Origin of the sequence: Methylomicrobium lacus, assembly GCF_041897535.1 — a bacterium.
Lineage (GTDB): Bacteria > Pseudomonadota > Gammaproteobacteria > Methylococcales > Methylomonadaceae > Methylomicrobium > Methylomicrobium lacus_A.
Genome location: NZ_CP169217.1, coordinates 2,602,074 through 2,620,780, shown reverse-complemented (window position 1 = coordinate 2,620,780; position 18,707 = coordinate 2,602,074). Strand labels below are relative to the sequence as shown.

At 57.0% G+C, this 18,707-nt stretch carries 14 protein-coding genes and 1 pseudogene; 7 read left to right on the top strand and 8 right to left on the bottom strand.

Features of this window, described 5'->3' with window-relative positions:
* Nucleotides 1-8: 8 nt before the first annotated feature.
* From ACEPPP_RS11550 to ACEPPP_RS11540, 3 genes are all read left to right on the top strand, one after another.
* Nucleotides 9-359, top strand: coding sequence for a P-II family nitrogen regulator (locus ACEPPP_RS11550; protein ID WP_374086834.1), 351 nt, complete (start codon nt 9-11; stop codon nt 357-359).
* Complete coding sequence (locus ACEPPP_RS11545; RefSeq protein WP_374086832.1) at nt 356-763, top strand: CBS domain-containing protein; 408 nt, start codon at nt 356-358, stop codon at nt 761-763. Before ACEPPP_RS11550 ends, ACEPPP_RS11545 begins: the two co-directional genes overlap by 4 nt.
* Before the next feature lie 538 nt (nt 764-1,301).
* Nucleotides 1,302-1,748, top strand: coding sequence for a hypothetical protein (locus ACEPPP_RS11540; RefSeq protein WP_374086830.1), 447 nt, complete (start codon nt 1,302-1,304; stop codon nt 1,746-1,748).
* 85 nt (nt 1,749-1,833) lie between these two features.
* On the opposite strand, the gene ACEPPP_RS11535 is transcribed toward ACEPPP_RS11540, so the two are convergent.
* From ACEPPP_RS11535 to ACEPPP_RS11515, 5 genes are all read right to left on the bottom strand, one after another.
* The gene (locus ACEPPP_RS11535; protein ID WP_374086828.1) at nt 1,834-2,337 is read right to left on the bottom strand and encodes a DUF1269 domain-containing protein; all 504 of its coding nucleotides are present in this window, start codon (nt 2,335-2,337) and stop codon (nt 1,834-1,836) included.
* 282 nt (nt 2,338-2,619) lie between these two features.
* On the bottom strand, nt 2,620-2,949 hold the full coding sequence (locus tag ACEPPP_RS11530; RefSeq protein WP_374086826.1) for an exosortase system-associated protein, TIGR04073 family: 330 nt from the start codon (nt 2,947-2,949) through the stop codon (nt 2,620-2,622).
* Nucleotides 2,950-3,146: 197 nt separating this feature from the next.
* On the bottom strand, nt 3,147-5,378 hold the full coding sequence (gene parC, locus ACEPPP_RS11525; protein WP_374086824.1) for a DNA topoisomerase IV subunit A: 2,232 nt from the start codon (nt 5,376-5,378) through the stop codon (nt 3,147-3,149).
* Complete coding sequence (locus ACEPPP_RS11520; RefSeq protein WP_374086822.1) at nt 5,379-5,876, bottom strand: acyl-CoA thioesterase; 498 nt, start codon at nt 5,874-5,876, stop codon at nt 5,379-5,381.
* 155 nt (nt 5,877-6,031) lie between these two features.
* Complete coding sequence (locus tag ACEPPP_RS11515) at nt 6,032-7,354, bottom strand: UDP-glucose/GDP-mannose dehydrogenase family protein (RefSeq protein ID WP_374086820.1); 1,323 nt, start codon at nt 7,352-7,354, stop codon at nt 6,032-6,034.
* Between the two features lie 113 nt (nt 7,355-7,467).
* Here ACEPPP_RS11515 and ACEPPP_RS11510 point away from each other — a divergent pair, with 113 nt between their 5' ends.
* Nucleotides 7,468-9,585, top strand: a complete 2,118-nt coding sequence (locus ACEPPP_RS11510) for a bifunctional (p)ppGpp synthetase/guanosine-3',5'-bis(diphosphate) 3'-pyrophosphohydrolase (RefSeq protein ID WP_374086818.1) — start codon at nt 7,468-7,470, stop codon at nt 9,583-9,585.
* A gap of 64 nt (nt 9,586-9,649) precedes the next feature.
* Here the strand turns inward: ACEPPP_RS11510 and ACEPPP_RS11505 are convergent, their stop codons facing one another.
* Nucleotides 9,650-10,786: an SMP-30/gluconolactonase/LRE family protein gene (locus ACEPPP_RS11505; protein ID WP_374086816.1), complete on the bottom strand. Its 1,137-nt coding sequence runs from the start codon at nt 10,784-10,786 to the stop codon at nt 9,650-9,652.
* A 58-nt stretch (nt 10,787-10,844) separates the two neighbouring features.
* Nucleotides 10,845-11,957 carry an IS5 family transposase gene (locus ACEPPP_RS11500; RefSeq protein ID WP_374086814.1) on the bottom strand — a complete coding sequence of 371 codons (1,113 nt, stop codon included), beginning with the start codon at nt 11,955-11,957 and terminating at the stop codon, nt 10,845-10,847.
* A gap of 311 nt (nt 11,958-12,268) precedes the next feature.
* Here ACEPPP_RS11500 and polA point away from each other — a divergent pair, with 311 nt between their 5' ends.
* From polA to ACEPPP_RS11485, 3 genes are all read left to right on the top strand, one after another.
* Nucleotides 12,269-14,974 (top strand): DNA polymerase I, encoded by a 2,706-nt coding sequence (gene polA / locus ACEPPP_RS11495; RefSeq protein WP_374086812.1) that lies wholly within the window; start codon nt 12,269-12,271, stop codon nt 14,972-14,974.
* 182 nt (nt 14,975-15,156) lie between these two features.
* The gene (locus ACEPPP_RS11490; protein WP_374086810.1) at nt 15,157-15,651 is read left to right on the top strand and encodes a DUF2934 domain-containing protein; all 495 of its coding nucleotides are present in this window, start codon (nt 15,157-15,159) and stop codon (nt 15,649-15,651) included.
* A gap of 157 nt (nt 15,652-15,808) precedes the next feature.
* Nucleotides 15,809-18,052: a fused MFS/spermidine synthase gene (locus ACEPPP_RS11485; protein WP_374086808.1), complete on the top strand. Its 2,244-nt coding sequence runs from the start codon at nt 15,809-15,811 to the stop codon at nt 18,050-18,052.
* Nucleotides 18,053-18,195: 143 nt separating this feature from the next.
* Here the strand turns inward: ACEPPP_RS11485 and ACEPPP_RS11480 are convergent.
* Nucleotides 18,196-18,649 (bottom strand): annotated as a pseudogene (locus tag ACEPPP_RS11480) (IS5 family transposase); the annotation flags it as partial.
* Nucleotides 18,650-18,707 lie beyond the last annotated feature (58 nt).

Genomic DNA, 18,707 nt, shown 5'->3' with positions numbered 1-18,707 from the left:
GGTACATCATGCATTTCAAATTAATCCTTGTTTTCGTCGATGACGACAAAACCGATCTGGTGCTCGAGACGGCCAGGCAAGGCGGCGCGAAAGGCGCGACCGTGATCAACAACGCCCGCGGCGAAGGCATGAAACAGTCGAAAACCTTCTTCGGCCTGACGCTCGAGGCGCAACGCGACGTGGTCTTGATGCTGGTCGAGGAACACATCAGTCGCCACATCCTGGAGAAAATCGCCAGCGTCGCCGATTTCGACAACACGCCAGGCACCGGCATCGCAATTCAGATCGATGTCGAGGACGCGATCGGGGTGATGCATCAGGTTGAGGTATTGAAACAAGAACTGGAGGACGCCATATGAACAACCGCATGATTATCCGCGTCAGGGACGTGATGAAAACCGACTTCGGCACGATAGACGGCATCGCGACCGTCGGCGATGCATTGAAGAAGATGAAGGCCATGCAGACCGCGGTGCTGATCGTGAACAAGCGCCATGACGATGACGAATACGGACTGATCAACTGCGGCGACATCGCCCGCCATGTGTTGGCCAAGGATAAAGCGCCGGACCGGATCAATGTCTATGAAATCATGACCAAACCGGTCATCTCGGTGCATCCGGAGATGGACATCCGTTATTGTTCGCGGCTATTCGCGCACTACGATCTGGTCCGGGCGCCGGTGATCGAAGACCGCAAGGTGATCGGGATCGTCAGCCCGAATTCGCTGGTGCTGGACGGGCTGTACAAAATCTTTGCATGAATGGCGAAACGCCAAGTTTTTGAGCGGAAATCCGGACTTCGGGGGCGGCATCTTCGCCACCCCCAGTCGCCGGTGTTGCCGACCGCTTATCCCGATATGAATGGGAGTGATGTATCGGCGTATTCGACATGAATAGGTGGGCATGCAACGAGGGCTATCCAGTTTAGCCACAAAATCCCTGCATTGGTATAAACAAAATGGAAATTAATTGTTTCCAATTTGGATATAACGAGGACGTCCCACGTTGAGAAACCCTTAATTTAGCCGCGTGTCAGTTTTCAACACATTGATTTAAAGGCTGGTTTTGCCGGCTCATCGACAGGGAAAAATAAAGCGAAACCCAAAAGGCTAACATCGGGAGTCTCATCTTCGAAGCAAGTCACACAATCTTAACATTGGTCTAAGTACTTTTTAAGTTCAAATGCCCTAGAATCCTTAACGCAGTCGAGAAGAAGGCTTCTGATTGCGATGGCTGGAATCACTTTCGGCTGAAAAACAATCCATGTTATTCAATAGTTTATTTTAAAAGGATACTGTCATGACAAGTAAAAAGCGTTTAGTTGCCGCTGTATTATTTACTACTATTATCTCAGGAATCAGCACCCAGGCTTCCGCAGGCCTTATTACAAATACCACCAATACTCTGATAAGCACCACTAATACTCTGTTGGGCGTTGTCGATTCAGCGGTTAACGCGATTCTGGATCTGACTTACAACCAACTGACTGCAACGGCTACCACGCTTGACAACACCATCGCGAAACTGCCAAGCCCGCTGGCTTGCGCCTCTGCGTATACATCCCTGGTAAACGCAGCCAATCTGCAATTGTCAGTCGATTTGCAACTTTGCGCGGCTACCCACGTTTCGACGACCGATCCGCTCGCTCTGACCAGTTGCACAAACAACGCCGTTAGCGTATCTTCCGCCGCGATCAACAATGCTCTGGCTGCGACTCAAACTTGCTTGAGTTCACATCTCCAATAAATTTTAATTGTTTGAGACGAAAATGGCCGCTTTATGCGGCCATTTTTGTATCCGCGACTTATCCAGGCGCTGGCGCGAATTTCCATCAATATTTCAACGGCAGAATCGGTTCGATCCCTTCAAATTCCGCCGTCGGATGATGTTTCCCAATCTTTTCGGTAATCTCGCCGATACGATCCAGAGGAATATCGATCAACACCAGCAATTCGCCGTTTTCGATCGCGGCTTCGAATTGATGGAGTCTTGAATTGCCGGAATTCATGCCGGCCAGACCGCCCATCAGCGAGCCGATGGTGGCGCCGGCGATGATGATGCCCAGGATGGGGCCTCCGGCGATGACGAATCCCGCATAAGACAGCCCGGCCAATCCTGCCAGCAAGCCTGCGGAGCCGCCCAAGACGATGCCTCGCTCCAGGGCCGGGAGAAAATCGGTTTTTTGCAGCACGGAGGCTTCCGGCAAGTCTTCCAGCGGGGTGTCCCGCTTGGCCAGGATGTGAATATGGCGGTCTTCGATGCCTTCCCGGCGGAGCTCGTCGACAATTTTGTGCGTCGTTTTGATGTCCGGCGCTAGAAAATAGATGCGTCTCATCGCGTTACCCTCGCTATGCGATCGGTTAAGAATCCGCCCTCGGCAATGAACTCGGCTGCGGGCTGCCCTGATGATTTCCTTCACGATTGGACTGCTCCCTTGGCGTGCGGTTCATTGTCGGCGCATTGAATTCGAGAGGGAAAGCTTTGGCGAGCGGGTACTGACGGCCCGAGCAGAAAGGCGCGCTCGGTTGAAGCGGAATTTTAGAAGTTTGTGTAGCGAATCACCCGGGTGGCGCGCTCGGTTTCCGGCGCCAACCGGATGCGGTGTTTGATCGATCGGCTAGAAATAATCCCAAGGGTATTCGGGGCTTAAAATGGGCCTATAGCCTGCAGGCACCGGGAAGGGCGCGCTGACGAACTCGTAAACGCCGACCAGTTCCCGGGTTACCGTCATGCCGAGCCCCTTTGCCAAACCGACCGGAAAGCCGATCGCGCCGCTTCTGCGTGTTTCCTGCACGATATTGCCCGGAATTTCGAGAAAACCGCAGGTCATGCCGGCCAGGCCGCGGCCAAACTTGCCTGCCGATGAATTATCCGCCGCCGCGGTGGTTGATGCGCCTAACAATAGAACGGCAATGGCAACCGTCAAATAAATGCGTAATTTGTTCATTTACTATCCTCCCATTGGATGATGTCGAATGTTACCGGCTAAACGGTGTGTTTTTGGTGCAATTGCGCTGACAATTCAATGTTTCCTTTACGTCCCCTCCGTTATGCCCAGTGGGCGCACGGAAGAGGAGAACGCGAATCTCCTCAAGCTAAGACCTACGGAAAGCCACTGAATTCATCGCGCGAGGCATTTTACTGTCATTCGGCTTCCAGCGCATCGACGCGTTGAAAACCGCGCGGCAGATGCAGGCCGCGTTTCGCGCGCGCGCCCGAATAGTGCTCAATGTCCGCGCCTTTCAAGGTCAACGGCCGTTTACCGGCGGTGACTTTCAATTGGCCGCCTTCGGGCAGCGCCGTCACCGCAATGACCGCATCATTGCCGGCCGCCAAATCGTCCGCCGGAATCTGGATCAGTTTGTTGCCCTTGCCTTTGGCCAGCTCCGGCAGCTCCAGCGCCGGAAAGATCAATAGCCTTCCCTGCCGGGTCACTACCGCAAGCCGGTCGCTGTCGCTTCGGAGTTCGGCGGGCTTGATCACTTTGGCGCCTTCGGACAGCGTCAGCAAGACCTTGCCGGCTTTGTTCTTGCTGAGCAGCTCTTTCAGTTGCACCCGGAAGCCGTAGCCGTAATCGCTTGCGACCACAAACCAGTCGTCCGGGCTGCCGGCCAAAAGATGCACGAACAGCGCGCCGGGCGGCGGATTCAGGCGTCCGGTCAACGGTTCGCCCTGGGTTCTGGCCGACGGCAGGTCATGCGTTGTGATGCTGTAGGCGCGTCCTGTCGAATCGAGCAGACAAACCGGCTGGGTCGAGCGGCATTTGACCGCTTCGAGAAAACCGTCGCCGGCGCGGTAGTTCAAGCTGTCGACATCGAAGTCATGGCCTTTCGCGGCCCTGATCCAGCCTTTTTGCGATAAAATCACGGTCAACGGCTCGTTGTTGATCAATTGCGTCGTTTCCATCGCCTGCGCGGCTTCGCGCTCGACGATAGGCGAGCGGCGGTCGTCGCCGTATTTTTCCGCGTCGCGTTCGAGCTCTTTGCGGATCAGCCGATTCAGAAGGCGCGGCGAGGCGAGCGTTTTTTCGAGCGCGGCGCGTTCCTGTTCCAGCTCGTCCTGTTCGCCGCGGATTTTCATTTCCTCGAGCTTGGCGAGATAACGCAGCTTCAATTCGAGGATCGCCTCGGCCTGAATATCGGAAATCCCGAAACGCTCCATCAGCACCTGCTTCGGATGTTCTTCCTGGCGGATGATCGCGATCACCTCGTCGATGTTCAGATAGGCGATCAGGAGGCCTTCGAGGATGTGGAGGCGCGCCAGGACCTTGTCGAGGCGGTGCTGCAAGCGTTTTCTGACCGTGTCGGTGCGAAATTGCAGCCACTCGACCAGGATTTCGCGAAGATCCCGAACTCTCGGCCGATTGTCCAGGCCGATCATGTTCATGTTGACCCGGTAGCTCTTTTCGAGATCGGTGGTCGCGAACAGATGCGACATCACCGCATCGGTATCGGTGCGCTTCGATTTCGGAATCACCAAGAGGCGTGTAGGGTTCTCGTGATCGGATTCGTCGCGCAAATCCTCGATCATCGGCAGTTTTTTCGCGAGCATTTGCGCCGCGATCTGCTCCATCAGTTTGGAGCCGGAGACCTGATATGGCAGTGCGGTGATCACGATCGTGCCGTCTTCGACCTCGTATTTCGCGCGCATCTTGATCGAGCCGCCGCCGTTGATATACAGCTTGCGGATGTCGTCGCGCGAAGAAACGATTTCGGCCGCGGTCGGATAATCGGGGCCCTGGATGTGTTCCAGAAGTTGCTCGATCGTGCTGTCCGGCGCGTCGAGCAGTTGTATGCAGGCGGCCGCGACTTCCCGAAGATTGTGCGGCGGAATGTCGGTCGCCATGCCGACCGCGATGCCCATCGTGCCGTTCAGCAGCACGTTCGGCAGCCGTGCCGGCAACAGTTCCGGCTCTTTTAACGTGCCGTCGAAATTGTCGGTCCACTCGACCGTGCCCTGGCCGAGTTCGCTGAGCAGGGTCTGCGCGTATTGGGTCAGCCGCGATTCGGTGTAACGCATCGCCGCGAACGACTTCGGATCGTCCGGAGACCCCCAGTTGCCTTGGCCGTCGATCAGCGGATAGCGGTAGGAAAAGTCCTGCGCCATCAGCACCATCGCCTCGTAGCAGGCCGAATCGCCGTGCGGATGGTACTTGCCGAGCACGTCGCCGACCGTGCGCGCCGATTTTTTATACTTGGCCAGCGCGGTCAGGCCGAGCTCCGACATCGCGTAGACGATTCGGCGCTGCACCGGCTTCAGGCCGTCCGCGATATGCGGCAGTGCCCGGTCCAGGATCACATACATCGAATAATCGAGGTAGGCTTTTTCGGCGAACTCTTTCAGCGGCAGTTGTTCGAAATTGTCCTGCAAACCCACTTAGAGCAGCCCCTCCGGCAGATCGACGCGGATCGCGCGGTTTTTTTCGAGCAGTTCCTCGCGGCATTTTTTGCGCTGTTCCGCGTCCTTGAACAGCTGTTTTTCGACCTCGGTTTCGAGAATCAATTGCGGAACTTCGATGCTGTGCCCGTGGCCGTCGATCGCGACCATCGTAAAGTAGCAGGAGGTCGTATGGCGCTTTTCGTGCGTGGTCAGGTTTTCGGCGACCACCTTGATGCCGACTTCCATCGACGAGCGGCCGACATGATTCACATGCGCATAGAACGTGACCAGATCGCCGACGTTGATGTTTTCCTTGAAAAACACCTGATCGAGCGCGGCCGTTACGACATAGTTCTTGCAATATTTGGCCGCGCAGGCATAGGCCACCTGATCGAGCATTTTCAACAGCGAACCGCCGTGCACGTTGCCGGCGAAGTTGGCCATGTCCGGCGTCATCAGCACGGTCATCGCGAGGGATTTTTCTTGTTTGGTCATTTGAGCGTTGAGTGGTTGGGTTCTTCCAGAAGAATGAATGGTAGGTATTTCGCCGAGCGCTGGACAGGGCTTGCCGCGACTCCCTTTTTCCGTTTTTTGAAACTTTAGTGGTAGGCGCGGCGCACGCTACATGATTTTTATCATAACAGCATCGATTAAGGTCTGCCTATCGCATGATAGGCCAATCCGCTGCGGCGCACAAACGCCGGTTCGTACATGTTGCGGCCGTCGAAAATGACCTTGTCGCCGAGCGCGCGGTTCAGCTCATCGAAATCGGGGCTCCTAAATTCCTTCCATTCGGTCACGATCACCAAGGCGTCGGCATTGTCCAATGCGGCACTTGGAGATGAGCAGAGTTTCAACTGCGGCTTGTCGCGGTAAATCCGCCGCGCTTCGGCGAGCGCCTCGGGGTCGTAGGCCTGCACCCTGGCGCCGGCCCGGCAAAGGCTCTCGATCACGACCCGGCTCGGCGCCTCGCGCATGTCGTCGGTGTCGGGCTTGAAGGCGAGTCCCCATAAGGCAATCACCTTGCCTTCGAGCTTGCCCTGATAATGCGCGCTGATTTTTTCGAACAAGCGGCTTTTTTGCCGGTTGTTTACGTTTTCGACCGCGTTCAACAGTTCGGCATGATAGCCCTGTTCCTTTGCGGTGCGCTCCAAGGCCTTCACGTCCTTCGGAAAACAGGAGCCGCCATAGCCGCAGCCCGGATAGATGAAACTGTAGCCGATCCGGCTGTCCGAACCGATGCCCTGCCTGACCTGCTCGATGTCTGCGCCCAAATATTCGGCCAGATTCGCGAGTTCGTTCATGAAGCTGATCTTGGTCGCCAGCATCGCATTCGCCGCATACTTGGTCAATTCGGCCGAACGCACGTCCATCGTGATGATCCGCTCATGGCTGCGGTTGAACGGCGCGTATAAGGCCTTCAACAATTCCGCGGTGCGCGGATTGTCCACGCCGATGATGATCCGGTCCGGGCGCATGAAGTCGTTCAGCGCCGCGCCTTCCTTCAGAAACTCGGGATTCGAGGCCACGTCGAATTCGATCTTTTCGCCGCGTCTTGCCAGCACCTCCTCTATCTTCGCCTTGACCTTGTCGGCGGTGCCGACCGGCACGGTCGATTTATCGATCACGACCCGGTAGTCGGTCATGTGTTCGGCGATGCTTTCGGCGACCGCCAACACATAACGCAGGTCGGCCGAGCCGTCTTCATCGGGCGGCGTGCCGACCGCGATGAATTGAAACACGCCGTGCGCGACCGCTTCCTTCACATCGGTGGTAAACTTAAGGCGTCCCGCCGCCTGATTTTCCTTGACCATCGCATCGAGGCCCGGCTCGAAGATCGGAATTTCGCCTTGCTGCAACTTGGCCACCTTGTCCGCATCAATATCCATACAAATCACCTGGTTACCGACATCCGCCATACAGGCGCCCGTGACCAGACCGACATAACCGCTACCGAACACTGTAATTTTCATTTTATTCGCTTTATTATTGCTAAATGAATTGACTCAACCGGCGATAGCGCCTGTCAAAGTTTCCGACTATCGAGCCAAGAGCCTGCGCGGCCTTCCCTGTATTTTTCCGTACGATGCCGAAAAAAACCGACCCCAACAAATCGCTGTTAGACGGATTTTCCGAACCCGATCGCGAGCAGATCAGCCAGGCGCTTGCCATCATCGCCCAAATTCCAGACGATCCTGATTATGGCCGTCCGAAGGGATTTGAAGTGGCGGCTATTTTAACGGATTTTCATGTCGATCTGAAAACGACTCTGGCGGCTATTTTAAGCGACCCCCGCTTGAATACGCTCAAGCCGCGCCCGGATATTGCCGGCCGCTTTGGCGCCACGGTCGACGCCTTGGTCAACGACGTCAATTGGCTGAACAAATTGAGCGTCTACACGCCCGAGATGACGCATCAGCCGAACCAGACCGAAACCTTGCGCCGGATGCTGCTGTCGATGACTCATGACGTGCGCGCGGTGCTGATCAAGCTGGCTTACCGGGTCAAGCGCCTGCGCGGTCTCGCGGGCGAAGCGGAAGAAGTGCGCCATTTCATCGCGCGCGAAACGCTCGACATTTATGCACCGATCGCGAACCGGATGGGGATTCATCAGTTCAAATGGGAGCTCGAAGACCTGGCGTTCCGCTATCTGGAGCCGCAGGTTTACAAGAGCATCGCCAAGTCGCTCGCCGATAAACGGGTCGAGCGCGAGCGTTGCGTCAGCCATTTCATCGCCCAACTGCACGCCGCGCTGAACGAGGAAGGCATCACTGCCGACGTATACGGCCGGCCGAAGCACATCTACAGCATCTGGAAAAAGATGCAGAAAAAGCGGCTCGGCATCGAGGAACTGTACGATCTCCTGGCCGTGCGCGTGATCGTGAACAACCTGACCCAATGCTACACGGTCCTGGGTCTCGTGCACAGCCTCTGGCAGACGATTCCGAAAGAATTCGACGATTATATCGCCAATCCAAAGGAAAACGGCTACCAGTCCCTGCACACGGTGATCCTCGACGGCGACGGCAACCGGATCGAGGTGCAGATCCGCACCCGCGCAATGCACGAATTCGCCGAAATGGGCGTCGCCGCGCACTGGTCGTACAAGGAAGGCGGCAAGCACAATGCCGCGGTCGAAAAAAACATCGCCTCGCTGCGCAAGCTGCTGGAGGAAAAAGACAGCGACGAGACGCTGGCCGAGGATTTCAAGACCGAACTGTTTTCCGACCGCGTCTATGTGCTGACTCCTGCCGGCAAGCTGATCGATCTGGTCAAGGGCTCGACGCCGCTCGATTTCGCCTATGCGATCCACACCGAAATCGGCCACCGCTGCCGCGGCGCCAAGGTGAACGGACGCATCACCCCGTTGACCTATGTGCTGAAATCGGGCGAACAGGTCGAAATCCTGACCGCGAAGGAAGGCGGGCCGAATCATAACTGGATCGACCCGAACCTCGGCTACCTGAAATCGCCGCATGCGATCGCGCGCGTCAGAAGCTGGTTCAAGAATCAGCAGATGGCGCAAAACATCGCGACCGGCAAGGCGATTCTGGACAAGGAAGCGCAGCGGCTCGGCGTCAAACTGGCCAATCTGAACGAGCTGACCAAGCATTTCAAGCAACCGGACAAGGACAAGCTGTACGAGGCGATCGGTCGCGGCGACATCACCAGCCGCCAGGTCGCCGCATTTTTCAAGATCCCCGAGCTGGAAGAAGCGCCGTTCATCAGGATTCAGCAAAAAAAGCCGGCCGCGAAATCGGCGGTCACGGTCGACGGCATCGATCAGGTTCTGACCTCGTTCGCGCACTGCTGCTCGCCGGTGCAGGGCGACGAGATCATCGGCTATATCTCGCACAAGAAAGGCATCATCGTGCACCGCCGCAACTGCGAGAATATCCTGCAGTTGAGCCCGGAAAAGCAGGCGCAATTGATTCCGGTCGAATGGGGCGGCGACAAATCGTACTATTCGGTGCCGATCATCATTCATGCGCAGAGCGCGAAGGACTTGTTGAACCAGGTGACACAAGTGCTGGCGTATTCGAAGATTCATATCTCGAATGCGGCATTGAACACGCACCCCGATTTTTCGGCCGACCTGAATCTGACCATTCAGATCGAAAATATCGACCAGTTGAGCCAGGTCTTGACCCGAATCAGCTGTTTGCCGAACATTGTCGAGGTGAAAAGAAAGCAGACAGGCTAAAGCGGATAATACTGCACAATCCAGCGCCCCGAAACGCGTTGGAGCTCGTTTCGGGGCGGCGGAGCTAAGGCAGGCTGGGTTTTGCGAGCGTAGCCGCCACGTCGTTCACAAAGACGTTCAGAACCGCGAAGTGATCCGGATTCGGGTTGAACGAGGCATGGTTGGTCACGAGCAAGGATCTTCTCGCATTGTCGAAAGCAATATTCGCCGGCGCGTCGAGCGGAATGTCGTCGCCGGCTTGACTCGCTATCCGAGAAATTTCGCTGCCGTCCGGCGCCAGCACCGAAATTTGATTGGCCGCGGCAAGCGCCACATACAAATTACCCGAGCGGCCAAATGCAAAACCGTCCGGCGCCTCGCCCTGAGCGTATTCATGCACCAGTTCTACGTCCGCCGCAACGGGTTCTTGAACCAACGGCACCCGATAGATCGCGCCGACGCCCGGATTCGCGGCCGAGAAAGTGACCGAAAAATAGACATGCTGTCTCGAAGGATCCAGGCGAATGCCGTTGACGCCAATCGGAAACTGACCGCCGCCGGAAAGCAGCGGGCTTTGCAGCCACACCAGCGGCGCGCCGCCTCCGGGCGGGACTCGCCAAATGACGCCCTGGAACGAATCGCTCACATAAAGATTACCGTCATCGGCGAAGGCGAGATCGTTAGGCAGGGAGCAAGCGCCGGGGAAATCCGGGCCGAATGCGCAGGACGGCAGGTTGGGAAAGGCTTCCGAATAGGTCTCCTGCAGATAGGATTTGCCTTTCTTGGTGAAGCGCAAGATGCCTTTCCGCTCTTCGGGCGGCGCAAACAGCTGCGCGGTCAGCGTGTAGAGCCGCTGCTTCCTGTCGACCGCATTGCAGCTCAGGGCATGCTCAAACGCGGTATTTTCCCCGGCAACGGTAATCGTACTCTCGAACTGGCCGGAATTGCGTTTGTAAACCAGAACCTGGGAGGGGCCGGTCCCGGCGGTGCCGGCCGTTGCGGGCCCCGAGACATAAACCCGATTGCCCTGCACCGAGATGCCCTCCGGAAAGCCCGGCGCGGACGGCACGGCGGCAAACGTCTCGATGTCGCCATACTGGCCGGCGTATGCTGCCGTAGGGATGGCGAGCGCGACCAAAGCCAGCGCCTGCAACGCCAGTGCGCCGCGAACCCAACACCCTTTTATCGGGTACGGATTGAATACTGTTACACGATTCATCATGAGCCCCCCTGTTGTGTTAATTTATCAGTTCTTCCTAAGAGGGTGTAGACAAAATAAACTACCCTGTCAGCCGACTGGCGAGAATTCTCGCTTCGGCGAGCCAAACCCAGGCTTCAGAGACATCGGTCAGGCGGTCGTGATGCATGATCAGGCGGCGGGCGCGCTCGTTCCAGGCGTGGGTACGCTCGACCACCCAACGTTTAGGCAACACGGTGAAGCCGGTGGTCAACGTTTCAGGGAACAAATCGTGCTGACCGGCTTGCGCCCACCGTCCTACATTCCGATTCGCCGGATGGCGAACGACTTCCACCGTGACGCCGTGCTGTTGCTGGACCGTAGCCGCCCATTGCCCGGCATAAGCCGAATCGACAAACAGGCGTTGCACGGTCGGGTACTTGGCAGCAGCACGGGCGATCGCCTCGGTGCCGGCATCGCGATCTTGCAGACTGGCGGCACATACGCTGATGGCCAAGACGAGCCCTAAGGTATCGACCACAAGATTGCGTTTGCGGCCTTTGACCTTTTTGCCGGCGTCGTAACCGGAAGGCCCGCCCTGCGGCGAACTGCGCGTGCTTTGCGCATCCAAAACCGCGGCGCTGGGCTCCTCTTCCCGCCCTTCGCGCACACGCCACATCTGCCGCAGACGATCGTGCATGGCCTCGAAACGACCTTGTGCGCTCCAGCGCCGGAAGGTTTTGTAGACGTTATCCCAATGCGGGAAATCTTTCGGCAACAAGCGCCACGCACAGCCCGTGCGGACGACATAGCAACACGCATCGACCATGGTGCGTCGCGACACCTTCTCCGGCACTCCCCGTCCGCCTTCAGGCTCGAACAAGTCTTGCACCAGCGCCCATTCCGCATCCGTCAGCGAACTCGCATAGCGTTCGTCTTGCACTGGCTGACGATGGCGTTCCTGATAACCATACCGTTTGAGCTTAGCATCCGCCGTCTTACCAATCGCCGCCGAACGCTTTGCCGGTTTTATCCGCTGGATGCCCGCGGCCGTCAGCGCTTTGCGTAACGTGGCGCCGTGGACGCAGCGCGAAGTGCGCTCCTGAAAGGCTTTGACCAGTTCTTCCAATGTCGCCGTTGGTTTCTCCGCGGTCAGTTCCTTGAGTATCTCTAAATCCCCAGCGGTTATTTTGGCAGGTCGGCCGCTACGCTTCATCACTCGACTTTTTGATATAATTCTAGAAGCCTCCTATTTTACTTTATTTTGTCTACACCCTCTAAAGGCGAGTTTTCTTCAGGACCGAAAACATTATCGCCGTAGCCGTTTCCGAAGACCTGAAGGTTCGCTGAAACCCTCTTAAAGTTTTGTCGGTTTTACCTTGGCTCCTGCCGAATCGCCAGTTAAGGGCGCCGCTACCGGGCGGCGCCTGACTCAAAGGGAGGGACACGAGACGAAAGCGTTTGACGTGCCTTGCGCCGCGCGCCTTTTTCCTTTAGCCTTGCGCCTTTATCCTTTTACCTGCTGTTATGACCACTTCCAAACGCCTGATTCTCGTCGACGGCTCGTCGTTTTTGTTCCGCGCCTATCATGCGCTGCCGCCGTTGACCAGCCCAGAGGGGCTCGCGACCAACGCGGTGTACGGCGTCTCGAACATGCTCAGGAAAATGCTCAATGATTACCCGGATGACCATTTCGCGGTGATCTTCGATGCGCCCGGCAAGACTTTCCGCCATGAGCTTTACGATCAATACAAGGCGCACCGGCCGCCGATGCCTGACGATCTGCGCTGCCAGATCGAACCCTTGCACCGATTGGTGCGGGCGATGGGATTGCCGCTGATCGTCGAGTCCGGCATCGAGGCGGACGACGTGCTGGGTTGCCTGGCGAAGAAGGCCGAAAAGCTCGGCTTCGAGGTGATCATCTCGACCGGCGACAAGGACATGGCGCAACTGGTCAACGCGCACATCTTGCTCGAAAACACGATGAACAACAGCCGGATGGACGTCCAGGGCGTGATCGACAAATTCGGCGTCCGGCCGGATCAGATCATCGATTACCTGGCATTGATCGGCGATGCGGTCGACAACATCCCGGGCGTGCCGAAGGTCGGTCCGAAAACGGCCGCGAAATGGCTCGAACAGTACGATTCGCTGGACAATCTGATCGCGAATGCGGACAAGATCAGCGGCAAGATCGGCGAAAATCTGCGCGCGAGCCTCGAACAACTGCCGCTGTCGAAACAATTGACCACGATCAAGTGGGACATCGACCTGCCTTACGACATCGAAGCTCTCGACCGCAAACCGGCAGATCCTGCCGAATTGAAAGCATTGCTTTCCGAATTCGGTTTTACCTCCTGGCTGAAGGCGCTCGGCAGCGAAACGGCCGCGCAGGCTGCATCCGATCCGGAAACGCCGCCTGGCAAAGCCGACTATGAAACGGTGCTCTGCGAAGAAGATTTCGAGCGCTGGCTCGCCAGACTCGACAACGCGGAGCTGTTCGCGTTCGACACCGAAACGACCAGTCTCGACTACAGCAAGGCACGCATCGTCGGCGTCTCGTTCGCGGTCGAGGCCGGCCATGCGGCGTATGTGCCGCTCGCGCACGATTATCCCGGCGTGCCCGAGCAGCTCGACAAAACTTGGGCCCTACAACGCCTGAGTCCCCTGCTCGAAAATCCCGCAAAAGCCAAACTCGGGCAGAACCTCAAATACGACCTGCATGTGCTCGCGAACGAAGGCATCGATCTGCAAGGCGTCGCGCACGACACGATGCTGGAGTCTTACGTCTATAACAGCACCGCGACCAAACACAACATGGACGATCTGGCGAAGAAATATCTCGGCGTCGACACGATCCATTACGAGGACATCGCCGGCAAGGGCGCGAAGCAGCTCTCCTTCGAGGAAATCGCGATCGAACAGGCCGCCCCGTATGCGGCCGAGGACGCGGACATCACCTTGCGCCTGCATCAACGGCTCCGGCCGCTGCTCGCGGAGCATGACGCGCTGTACCGGCTCTATCAGGAAATCGAGGTGCCGCTCTTGAGTGTGCTGGCCCGCATCGAGCGCAACGGCGTCGCGATCGACACCGACATGCTCGCGCAGCAAAGCATGGAACTGGCCAATCAAATCGTCAGCCTCGAACACCATGCGCACGATCTGGCCGGGCACAGCTTCAATCTCGGTTCGCCGAAACAGATTCAGGAGATCCTGTACGACCGCCTGCAACTGCCGGTGCTGAAGAAAACCCCGAAAGGCCAGCCATCGACCGACGAGTCGGTCTTGCAGGAACTGGCCGTCGATTATCCCTTGCCCAGGCTGATTCTCGAGCATCGCAGCCTTAGCAAGCTGAAGTCGACCTATACCGACAAGCTGCCCGAGCAGGTCGACCCTAATACCGGCCGTATCCATACCTCGTATCATCAGGCGGTCGCCGCGACCGGGCGGCTGTCGTCGTCCGATCCGAACCTGCAAAACATTCCGATACGCACCGAGGAAGGCCGCAAGATCCGCAAGGCATTCATCGCGCCGCCGGGTTACAAGATCGTCGCGGCCGACTATTCGCAGATCGAACTGCGCATCATGGCGCATCTGTCCGGCGACGCGGGCTTGTTGAAGGCGTTCGGCGAAGGCCTCGACGTGCATACCGCGACCGCGGCGGAAGTGTTCGGCGTCGCGCCGGAGCAGGTCACGCACGATCTGCGCCGTTCGGCGAAGGCGATCAATTTCGGGCTGATCTACGGCATGTCGTCGTTCGGCCTGGCGCAGCAGCTCGGCCTGACGCGCGGCCAGGCGCAGTCGTATATCGACCTCTATTTCGCGCGCTATCCCGGCGTCAAGGACTACATGGATTCGATCAGGGCCTTGGCCCGCGAGCAGGGCTATGTCGAAACGCTGTTCGGGCGTCGGTTGTATCTGCCCGACATCAACTCACGTAACGCGGCGCAGCGCCAGTATGCCGAACGCACCGCGATCAATGCGCCGATGCAGGGCACCGCGGCGGACATCATCAAGCGCGCGATGATCGCGGCCGACCGCTGGCTGACCGAGGAACGCGTGGACGCGAAGATGATCATGCAGGTGCATGACGAACTGGTGTTCGAAGTCGCCGAAGACCGGCTCGATCATTGCATGGCCAGGATCAGGGCGCTGATGAATTCGGCCGCCGATCTTAAAGTCCCTCTGCTCGTCGACGTCGGCGTCGGCGACAATTGGGATGAAGCGCATTAACCGGCGGCGTTAGGCCGCTCCGAACGAGATCGCTTGCCCCCCGATATTTATGGGTAATATCTTCCTGCATCCGTGCTAAGCAGCCCAATAGTTTAAACACTTATACCCTATAAAAAGTGCACTAATCTTATCCGATCGAGGTCAATAGACCCGTCCGGATTACTCAACACAAGAAAAGTTGCATGAACACGAGCCCCGAGAATCGCCGGTTGCCCTTGCCGATCGAGCCAAACGACGAAATCTCGCCCAAGGCTACGCCGAGTGCTCAAGCCTGCGGCGAACGTTGGGCCGAGGAAAGCCAAAAACGCCACGAATGGATTGCGGTCGCCGCGTATTTCAAGGCCGAAAAACGCGGCTTTGTGCCGAACCACGACTGGGAAGACTGGTTCGAGGCCGAACTCGACTATGCCAAGCGCCAGGTTCAGGACTATCTGATCCTCCTGGAGGAAGACGGCGAGGTGACCCTGGTCGGCCTGCAAAGACTGGCTTTTTCGATCGGCGTCGAACATCCAGACCAGATTCATTCGAAGACCGATCTGATCCAGGCGATTCAATGCGCCTGTCAGTTGTTGCCATGTTTCAGGATCGACGCCGAAGACCCCTGCAGTCAGTTCAACGATTGCCAATGGCGCGCCGAGTGCAAAAAAATGATCGCGGATTGGAAACGATACGGCTAAGGAGCTTAGAGCGATCGCGCGTTTATCTTCCACTGCCTTCTGCCGTGAAATCGGCGAATTTTTACCCCGATTCCGGATTAAAGTGTCTCATTAGCGGCCAAATGCTTTATCATTAGCGCCTCAAAAAATAATAATTAGCGAGCCGCTTTAAACCACTATGAGCCTGCCTTCAGAAAACTCGAACGACCGCCGTTTATCTCTGATCTTTTTGTTTGCCGCGACCCTGTTCAGCAGCGCATCCTTGATGTTCGTGCTGCAGCCGATGTTCGGCAAAATCCTGCTGCCCCTCTTGGGCGGATCGCCGTCGGTTTGGAATACCTGCATGGTGTTTTACCAAACGCTGCTTTTTCTCGGCTATTTGTATGCGCACCTGCTGTCGACGCGGCAAAACACCCATCGGCAGGTGCTGATCCATGGCGGATTGATGCTGGTCAGTTTGCTGGCACTGCCGGTCGCGATGCCCGAAAACGCCGCGCCGCCGACCGAAAGCAATCCGACTTTCTGGCTGCTGTGGACCTTGTTCATCGCGATCGGCCTGCCTTTTTTCGTGGTCTCGACCACCGCACCGTTGATCCAGAAATGGTTTGCCAACGTCGGCCACCATACCAGCCATGACCCTTATTATCTGTATGCGGCGAGCAATGCCGGCAGTTTGATCGCGCTGCTCAGTTACCCGTTTCTGTTGGAGCCGAATATCGGGCTGGATCAGCAACGGTCGGACTGGAGCATCGGCTATGTGCTGTTGTGCCTCTTGATTGCCGGCTGCGCCTTCATGTTATGGAAATCGCAGCAGCAAAATCCGGTCGTAGAGGATGACAATGGGGCGGATGATGAATTGAGCCCTCTGACCCGGTTGCACTGGCTGGTTCTGGCCTTGGTGCCTTCGAGCCTGCTGCTCGGTCTGACCAATTACATCAGCACCGACATTGCTTCGGTGCCGCTGCTCTGGATCATCCCGTTGACGCTTTACCTCCTAACCTTCATCATCGTGTTTTCGAAATGGCACGACCTGATTCATCCCTGGATGGTCAAGCTACAGCCGATGGTGCTCTTGCCGTTCATCGCCTATTCGTTCATCAATCCGGCGATCATTCCGTACTGGGTCAATCTGGCGCTGCATCTGGCCGCGTTCTTCATCGCGGTGATGGTCTGCCACGGCGAGCTGGCGAAAGCCCGGCCGCATACCCGGCATTTGACTACCTATTATCTGATCATGTCCTTCGCCGGCATGCTCGGCGGCATGTTCAACACCTTCGTCGCGCCGTTCGTGTTCAACGGCGTTTATGAATACCCGATCATGATCGTAGCCGCACTGCTCTTGCGTCCGGGCCTTAAACTTTCCCTCGGCAGCGACAAGATCGACTGGCTGAAACAGGCACTGTTCCCGGTTCTGCTGCTGGTGTTCGGCATCGCGGTGTATCTGGGCATCCATGATCTGCCGGAATATCTCGACACGATCGGCGTCGGCCTCCTGGTGTTGGCCGGTTTGCTCTACGCATTCAGGGACCGTCCGTTGACGATGGCTTTGTCGACCGGCATCCTGATTTTCTTCACGATGGGGCTGCACGGTCTGTTGTCGAACACGCTGTACCAGGACCGCACCTTTTTCGGCGTATTGTCGGTCCGGGAAAGCGTATTGACCAACGAGCAGGGGGAACCGGAGAAATACCACGAGTTTTATCACGGCACGACCAAGCACGGCGCGCAGCGCCTGACGGCCGAACATGCGCTGACGCCTTTGACCTATTTCAGCCGGCCGGGGCCTATCGGGCAGGTGTTCAGCGTTTTCGACGCTGTCGATCAAAACTGGGAGATCGGCGTCGTCGGTCTCGGCGCCGGCACCTTGAATTGCTACGCGAAGCCGACGCAAAGCTGGACCTTCTACGAACTCGACCCTCTGGTCGTCGAGGTCGCGAGCAATCCGAAATACTTCACCTATATCAGCGGCTGCAATCCGAAGGTGGCCATGCGCGTCGGCGATGCGCGCCTGTCGCTCGAAAAAGAACCGGATCAAAAATTCGATTTATATGTGATCGATGCCTTCAGCTCCGATTCGATTCCGACACACTTGTTGACGCAGGAAGCGATTCAGTTGTATTTCAAGAAGCTGAAGCCGAACGGCATTCTCGCGCTGCATATCACCAACCGCCATCTGGCGTTGAAAAAGGTGCTGGCCGATCACGCCAAGCAACTGCATTATGATGCGCTGCTCCAGGAGTTCGTCCCGCAGCAGGAAATTCCGCTGGTTGCGGCCACCGACTGGGTGGTGATGGCGAAAAAATCGGAGACGCTCGATCCATTGCGCAGCAGCAGCCTCGGCAAATGGCAAAAGCTGCCGATTACCTTCGGCCTGAAGCCGTGGACCGACGATTTCACGAATATCGTCACGATCTGGAAATAGGCGCTCCGGGGTAAGACGCAAACAAAAAGCCCGCCCTTCTACGGAAGGGCGGGCTTTTTTTATCGCGAATTCTAGGGGCTGTTGCCGTTTCACATCGGTAGCCAGATGAAAACACAGGCCAAGGCGATGACGCCTTCAAACCTGTCATAGCCTTTGTCAGCGACCACGTACTCAACCGGGGGAAGTTTGGCCACCAACTCCGGGGCTTCTTTGCAGTCATGGACTTCCCTCCGGTGACAGAGAAATGGATGGGAAGGCCGCCCGCATCAACAACCCTGTGAATTTTAGTCGTATTGCCCGCAACCGATTTCCCGATCGCCGTTTCCTGTTCATGGGCTGCGCCGCTGCTATGCTGGTGGGCTTTCACGATACTGCAGTCAATGAATGCCCATTCCAAATCCGGCGCCACAACCAGTGCCTGAAAGAGCCCCATTAATTTTTCTTGAAGCGACCAGGCATTGAATCGCTTATAGACCGCATTCCATTTGCCAAAGGCTGCCGGCAAGTCTCTCCAAAGACAGCCGGCTCGCATACGATAAAAATGCCTTCAACTGTTTGCCGAAGCGTGGGTTTGTCATAAATCCCCAAACTCAGCAGGACGGTTTTAAATTTGTTTCAATGTTCATCCGTAAACAGTTGTCGCGGCATCGATGGC